The following is a 5811-nucleotide window of genomic DNA, read 5'->3' on the forward strand; positions in this document are numbered from 1 at the left end:
CCCCTGCGTGCGCACCGCCTCGACCTCCGCGCCGATCCAGGCCCGGCGGTAGCGGCCGTCGTCGGCCAGGTCCAGCGCGATGCGGCGCGCGCGGTTGATGGGGATGGCGAAGCCCAGGCCCTCGCTGCCGCCCGTGCTGGAAAGGATCGACGAGTTCACGCCCACCACCTCGCCGAGCGCGTTCACCAGCGCCCCGCCCGAGTTGCCGGGGTTGATGGAGGCGTCGGTCTGAATGAGGTCCAGCGACACGCTGCGCTGCCCGCCGGCACCGCCGATGTTGCGCCCCACCGCGCTGACCACCCCTGCGCTGACGGAGGGCTCCGGGTTGCTGAGCAGGAACCCGAACGGGTTGCCGATGGCGATCACCCACTCGCCGATCATCAGCCCGTCGCTGTTCCCGAGTGGCGCCACGGGCAGCCCGCGCCCGCCCCGGATGCGCAGCAGCGCCAGGTCGTTCACCTCGTCGGCGCCAACGACGTCGGCGTCGAACTCGCGGCCGTCGGGAAGCGTCACCATCACCTCGGAGGCGGCGCGCACCACGTGCTCGTTGGTGATCACCAGCCCCTCGGGGGTGATGATGAACCCCGATCCCAGCCCCGCCACCTCCCGCTCGGCGCCGGGCGGAATCATCATCTCTTCCCACATGCTGCGCGGCACCACGCGCTCGCGCCGCAGCACGTTGACGCTCACCACCGCCGGCGCCACGCGCTCGGCCGCGGCCACGATGGCGGTGCGCCGAGCCTCCTGCACGGCGCTCCCCAGCCGGGCGGCCTCCGCGGGGCGCGCCGCAGGCGGCTCGCGCAGCACGGCGAGGCCGTCTTCCCGCGCCGCAGGCTCGTTGGCGCTGGCGCCCCCGCCGCACGCGGCGGCGAGCGGCAAGATCAGGAGTGCGGGGATCAGCGACTTGCGAGACATCAGGTCAGATGGATCTGGAGATTCGGACGGGGTCCAGGCGTGGGCGCGACGATGTACCCACGCAGGCACCGGAGGTTCGCGCCGCCGCCCGCATGCGCCGAGCCAACCCCTCACCTGCACGTGCACGACACCGGCCTTCACCTCACGATGTCATCCCGAAGGAGCGGCCCCAGCGAACCATCCGGCGCACCCCAGCCGGCAGCGACTGAGGGATCCGCCACACAGTCGCAGTCGCGCACCGGCCCCTCCCCCACACCATTCCCAGGTGCGAGCCCCGGACGCGCCACCGGGTCCTCCCCACGCCCAAGCAAGCCAGTCCGCGCAGGCGGACTTCGTGCGGTTGTGCAGCGAATTCATTCGCCCGTGCTGGGGTCTGCACCATGCCCTGGTCTGCCGTGCGGGCCTGGGCCCTGTCCGAGTCCCAGGGGTTTGTGACCGCTGCCGCGCCCTGGCTGGTTCGTGCCCCGGGCTAGATCCTTCGGCCCGCAAAGGACGGTTTGCGGGCCGGAGCAGTGCGCCTGGGCCTCAGGATGACAGGGTGCCGACGCGTGGGCCGGGGGGAGGCGAGGCGCGCGTGGTGCGCTCCGCGAGAGACGGTTTGCGGGCCGGTGCGGTGCGCACGATGATACAGGTAAGGGTGCGCGTCGATGCCTTGAATGCGCACGCTGGTGGGTATCCCGTCGGCAGTATGGATGCGCGTCCCCGTCTGGTGTGTACGCCCTCTCCCACGCTGTTTGTCGGAGAGGGTGGACGAGCCTAGGCGAGGACGGGTGAGGGCCCGCGGGGGAGGGGCGCCCCTCAGAAGAACCGCTGCTCCTTGGCGTTCTTGCGCGTCAGGGGCACCACCACGCTGTCGCCGCGAACGGAGACGGGCAGGTTCCACTCCAGCGTGGTTTCCGGGAGCACGTAGGTGGCGTAGATCCAGAACCGCCCCTCGTCCGCTGGGATCGCGGCGAGGCCCCGCGCGTCCGTCGTGTCGGCGGCGGCGGTCTCGGCCAGCTCGCTTTCCTTGTAGTGCGCGATGCTGTCGAACGGCGCGAACACGCGCTGCCTCCATTGGGCCCGCGCGGCGCGGATGCTGTCGATCCGCGCCCGAAGCACCGTCCGCAGCGCCACGTTTGCGCGCGACGCGGAGTCGCCCGGAACCACCGGCGCGGCGTTCAGGCGCTCAAGTTGCTGTACGAGGTGCGCCGGGATGGTGGGCTCGGGCTCGTCGGACGCGCGGGCCAGTGAATCCATCAGGGCCTTGCGGTCGTACGGCAGCAGGTACACGGGCATGTCCACGATCGGCTCGCCGCCTTCGGCGAGCGCCGCGCGGACGACCACCTTCGAATCGCTGCATCCGGCGGCCGTCGCGCAGACGGCCAGAAACAGCAGCGCACGTTTCATCCACGGGCTCCGGGAGGAATGGGACGGCTCAGGAACGCGCTGGAACGTAGGCCCCGCCTGCGTGTCCGGCAACGCCAGCGTGCGCAAGCGCCGCGCCGGATCGTCGACCTGCTGCTCGCGCTGGCGCTCGCCCTGGTCTGGGTGCCCGCCGCCGCGCAGCTGCAGCTGCCCCGTCCGGTGGGCTACGTGAACGACTTCGCCAACGCCATCCCGGCGCAGGACGAGGAGCGCATCGCCGCCGTCATCGACGAGGTGCGCGCCCGCTCCGGCGGTGAGATCGTGGTCGTCACCCTCCCCTCGCTGCAGGGTCGCACCTCGGCCGAGGTGGGGCTGCAGATCGGCCGCGAGTGGCGCATCGGCGCCAAGGGCGAGCCCGGCGACCGCGGCCGGAACACCGGCGCCGTGGTGCTCGTGTCCATCCAGGACCGCAAGTGGCGGGTGGAGACGGGGCTGGGCACCAACACCTTCATCACCGCCGCCGAGGCGGGGCGCATCGGCCGCGACCTGATGGTGCCCCAGCTGCAGGCCGGCAACGTGGGCGAGGGGATTCTCCTCGCCGTGCGCGGGGTGGCGCAGGAATACGCCGAGGCGTTCAATTTCCAGCTGACGGGCGGCGCTCCGCCCGCGCCGCAGCCGCAGGAGCGCCAGACCGGGCGGCGGCAGGGCGGGGGAGGGGGCGGCTTCTTCATCTTCATGATCATCATCGTCTTCTTCATCCTCGCCAGCCGCGGGGGCGGAGGGGGCGGCCGCCGGCGCAGGGGCGGCTTCGGGATGCCCGTCATCATCCCCTTTCCCATCGGCGGCGGGGGATGGGGCGGCGGTGGCGGCTTCGGTGGGGGTGGTGGGGGAGGATTCGGTGGATTCGGCGGTGGGGGTGGATTCGGGGGCGGCGGCGCGGGAGGCGACTGGTGACGAACGACGCGGGACAGATGCCGCCGGAGCTGCGGCGCGCGCAGGAGCTGGCGTGGCAGCTGGAGGCGATTTTCGAGGCCGACCTGGTGTCGGCGGTGCTGTACGGCTCGGCCGCGCGGGGCGAGTACCGCCCCGGCGTGTCGGACCTGAACGTGCTGGTGCTGCTGCGCGACGTGTCGCCCGCCACGCTGCGGCGCGCGTCACAGGCGGCGCGCGCGTGGGTGGCGGAGCGCAATCCGCCGCCGCTGGTGATGTCGCTGGACGAGTGGCGCCGGTCGGCCGACGTGTGGGCCATCGAGTTGGCCGACATCCAGGACGCCAACATCCGCCTCTCGGGCGCGGACCCCTTCGAGGGCATCACCATCCGCCCCGAAGACCTGCGCCTGCAGTGCGAGCGCGAGCTGAAGGGCAAGCAGATCCAGCTGCGGGAACGCTACCTGCTCTTCGCGGGGGAGCCGGCGGAGCTGGGTGACCTGCTGGTGAAGTCGTTCAGCACCTTCCTGGTGCTGTTCCGCACGGTGCTGCGGCTGAGCGGCGAGCCCGGCGTGCGCGACGCCGAAACGGTGGTGCGGCGGGTGGCGGACCAGGCGGGCTTCAGCCCGGGCCCGCTGCTGGAGGTCCACCGGGCCCGGGCCAGCGGCGCAAAGCTGCGCATCGAGGCCGATTCGCCGCTGGTGGTGGGATACCTGGATGCCGTGTCGCGCGTGGTGAACCACGTAGACCGGCTGGTGCACGGCGGTGGCGCCCGTGCCTGACGAAACGATCGAGAACCGACCCGCTTTCCGGAGGATGGCCATGAGGGTGATGAAGACGGCGATGGTGCTGGGCCTTGCCCTGTCGCTGGGCGGCTGCGGATACAACCGCATCCAGGAGCTGGACGAATCCACCGAGCGCGCCAAGGCCGACATCGGCGTGGCGCTGCAGAACCGCAACCAGCTGATCCCCAACCTGGTGGCCACCGTCAAGGGCGCCGCCGAGTTCGAGCGGGGCACGTTCAGCGACGTGGCGGCGGCCCGGGCGGGGCAGCAGCGCATTGCCGGCACCGAGCAGCAGCTGAACCAGTCGCGCCAGCAGCTTTCGCAGGCCGTGCAGGGGGGCAACGTCAAGCAGATCGAGGCGGCCGACGCGGCGGTCACACGCAGCATCGGCACGTACCTGAACATCGCGGTCGAGGCGTATCCGCAGCTGCGCGCCACGCAGAACTTCCAGGCGCTGCAGGACCAGCTGGCGGAGAGCGAAAACCAGATCGCCGTGGCCCGGCGCGACTACAACCAGTCGGTGCAGACGTACAACACGTACATCCGCAAGTTTCCCACGGTGATCACGGCGCGGATGAGCGGCGCGCAGCGCAAGGAGCCCTACACGGCCCCCGCCAACGCCGACCAGACGCCCACGGTGGATTTCGGCGCCGGCAAGTAACGGCGCACGCGGGCGGATGGAGCCAGCGGGGGAACGCCTCCGCTGGCTCCTCGTGCATTCGGCGGCGGGTGGGTGACACCGGTGAGTTGCCGAGGGCCCGGCACCGCCATTGTCATCCAGAGGCGCAGGCGCACCGTACCAGCCGGCACGCCTAGCCTTGCGCGCCGAAGGATCTAGCCGCGGACACGAACAGGCTGGGCGCGGCAGCGGTCACCCAGTCAGAGGCCTCGGCTCCGCTGGGGCGAATGAATTCGCGGCAACCACGGCCCGAAGTCCGCCTTCGCGGACTGCAGGCGTAGCTCTTCGCGCGCGCACACCTACGCGCTGGCGCAGGGGTTGCAACCTGCCGGCCCGATTGCGCCCGCCGCATGGGGGGCCAAAGCATCTGCAAGAGAAGATCAGGCGAATCGGAGCATGAGTGTTTCCATCCTGTCGCGCGTGGCGGTTCCGCTCGCGACGGTGCTGCTGGCCGGCTGCTCGGCGTTCGGCGTGCCCAGGGCCGAGCGCCCCGCGCCCGAAGACCCGCGCGTTGCCGCGCCCCCGCCCGACCAGCCGGCGGTGCGGCGGGACCTGAAGTACGTCGTGGTGGACGTGGACGCGAACGAGCTGCGCTTCATGGACGGCGAGCGGGTGCTGTGGAAGGCACCGGTGGGCACGGGAACGGGGTTCCGGCTGACGACGGGGAGCCGCGAGTACCAGTTCAACACGCCCAGCGGCACCATGTACGTGCAGTTCAAGGAGCAGAACCCCACCTGGTTCATCCCGGACTGGTGGTTCGTCGAGAACAAGCGGCCGGTGCCCCCCCTGGACTCGCCCGAGCGGCGGCAGGAGGGCGGCCTTGGCGCCGCGGCGGTGTACCTGGGCAACGAGCTGGCCATCCACGGCACCGACAAGCCCGAGCTGCTGGGCCGCCGCGTCTCGCACGGGTGCATCCGCCTGAGCAACGCCAACGCGCTGCGCCTGTACCACAACGTGCAGGTGGGGACGCCGGTGGTGATCGTGGGCACGGCCCCGGTGCTGGGCGAGCAGCCCGACAGCGTGGCGGCGTACACCCGCGCCGCACGCCGCACGCGTCCCGCACCCAACCCGCTGGCCCGGGTGTCGACCGCCAACCTGCTGGCGCGGCTGGACCGCGAGCTGGCGGCATCGTCGGACACGGCCTCGGCCTGGGCGTAC

6 protein-coding genes are annotated in these 5811 nt (G+C 71.8%); 4 read left to right on the forward strand and 2 right to left on the reverse strand.

The features are described 5' to 3' along the window. Positions 1–915 (reverse strand): S1C family serine protease (locus tag VIB55_RS04835; protein ID WP_331875537.1); only part of this gene is annotated, 915 nt, incomplete at its 3' end. A 798-nt stretch (positions 916–1713) separates the two neighbouring features. Continuing rightward, positions 1714–2304: a hypothetical protein gene (locus tag VIB55_RS04840; protein WP_331875538.1), complete on the reverse strand. Its 591-nt coding sequence runs from the start codon at positions 2302–2304 to the stop codon at positions 1714–1716. An 18-nt stretch (positions 2305–2322) separates the two neighbouring features. Here VIB55_RS04840 and VIB55_RS04845 point away from each other — a divergent pair, with 18 nt between their 5' ends. From VIB55_RS04845 to VIB55_RS04860, 4 genes are all read left to right on the forward strand, one after another. Next, the gene (locus tag VIB55_RS04845) at positions 2323–3216 is read left to right on the forward strand and encodes a TPM domain-containing protein (protein ID WP_331875539.1); all 894 of its coding nucleotides are present in this window, start codon (positions 2323–2325) and stop codon (positions 3214–3216) included. Then, positions 3213–3971, forward strand: a complete 759-nt coding sequence (locus VIB55_RS04850) for a nucleotidyltransferase domain-containing protein (protein ID WP_331875540.1) — start codon at positions 3213–3215, stop codon at positions 3969–3971. Before VIB55_RS04845 ends, VIB55_RS04850 begins: the two co-directional genes overlap by 4 nt. 40 nt (positions 3972–4011) lie before the next feature. Beyond that, positions 4012–4635 (forward strand): LemA family protein, encoded by a 624-nt coding sequence (locus VIB55_RS04855; RefSeq protein WP_331875541.1) that lies wholly within the window; start codon positions 4012–4014, stop codon positions 4633–4635. Between the two features lie 414 nt (positions 4636–5049). Continuing rightward, positions 5050–5811: L,D-transpeptidase family protein (locus tag VIB55_RS04860; RefSeq protein ID WP_331875542.1), on the forward strand; the 762-nt coding region annotated here is incomplete at its 3' end.

Origin of the sequence: Longimicrobium sp. (assembly GCF_036554565.1) — a bacterium.
Taxonomy (GTDB): domain Bacteria; phylum Gemmatimonadota; class Gemmatimonadetes; order Longimicrobiales; family Longimicrobiaceae; genus Longimicrobium.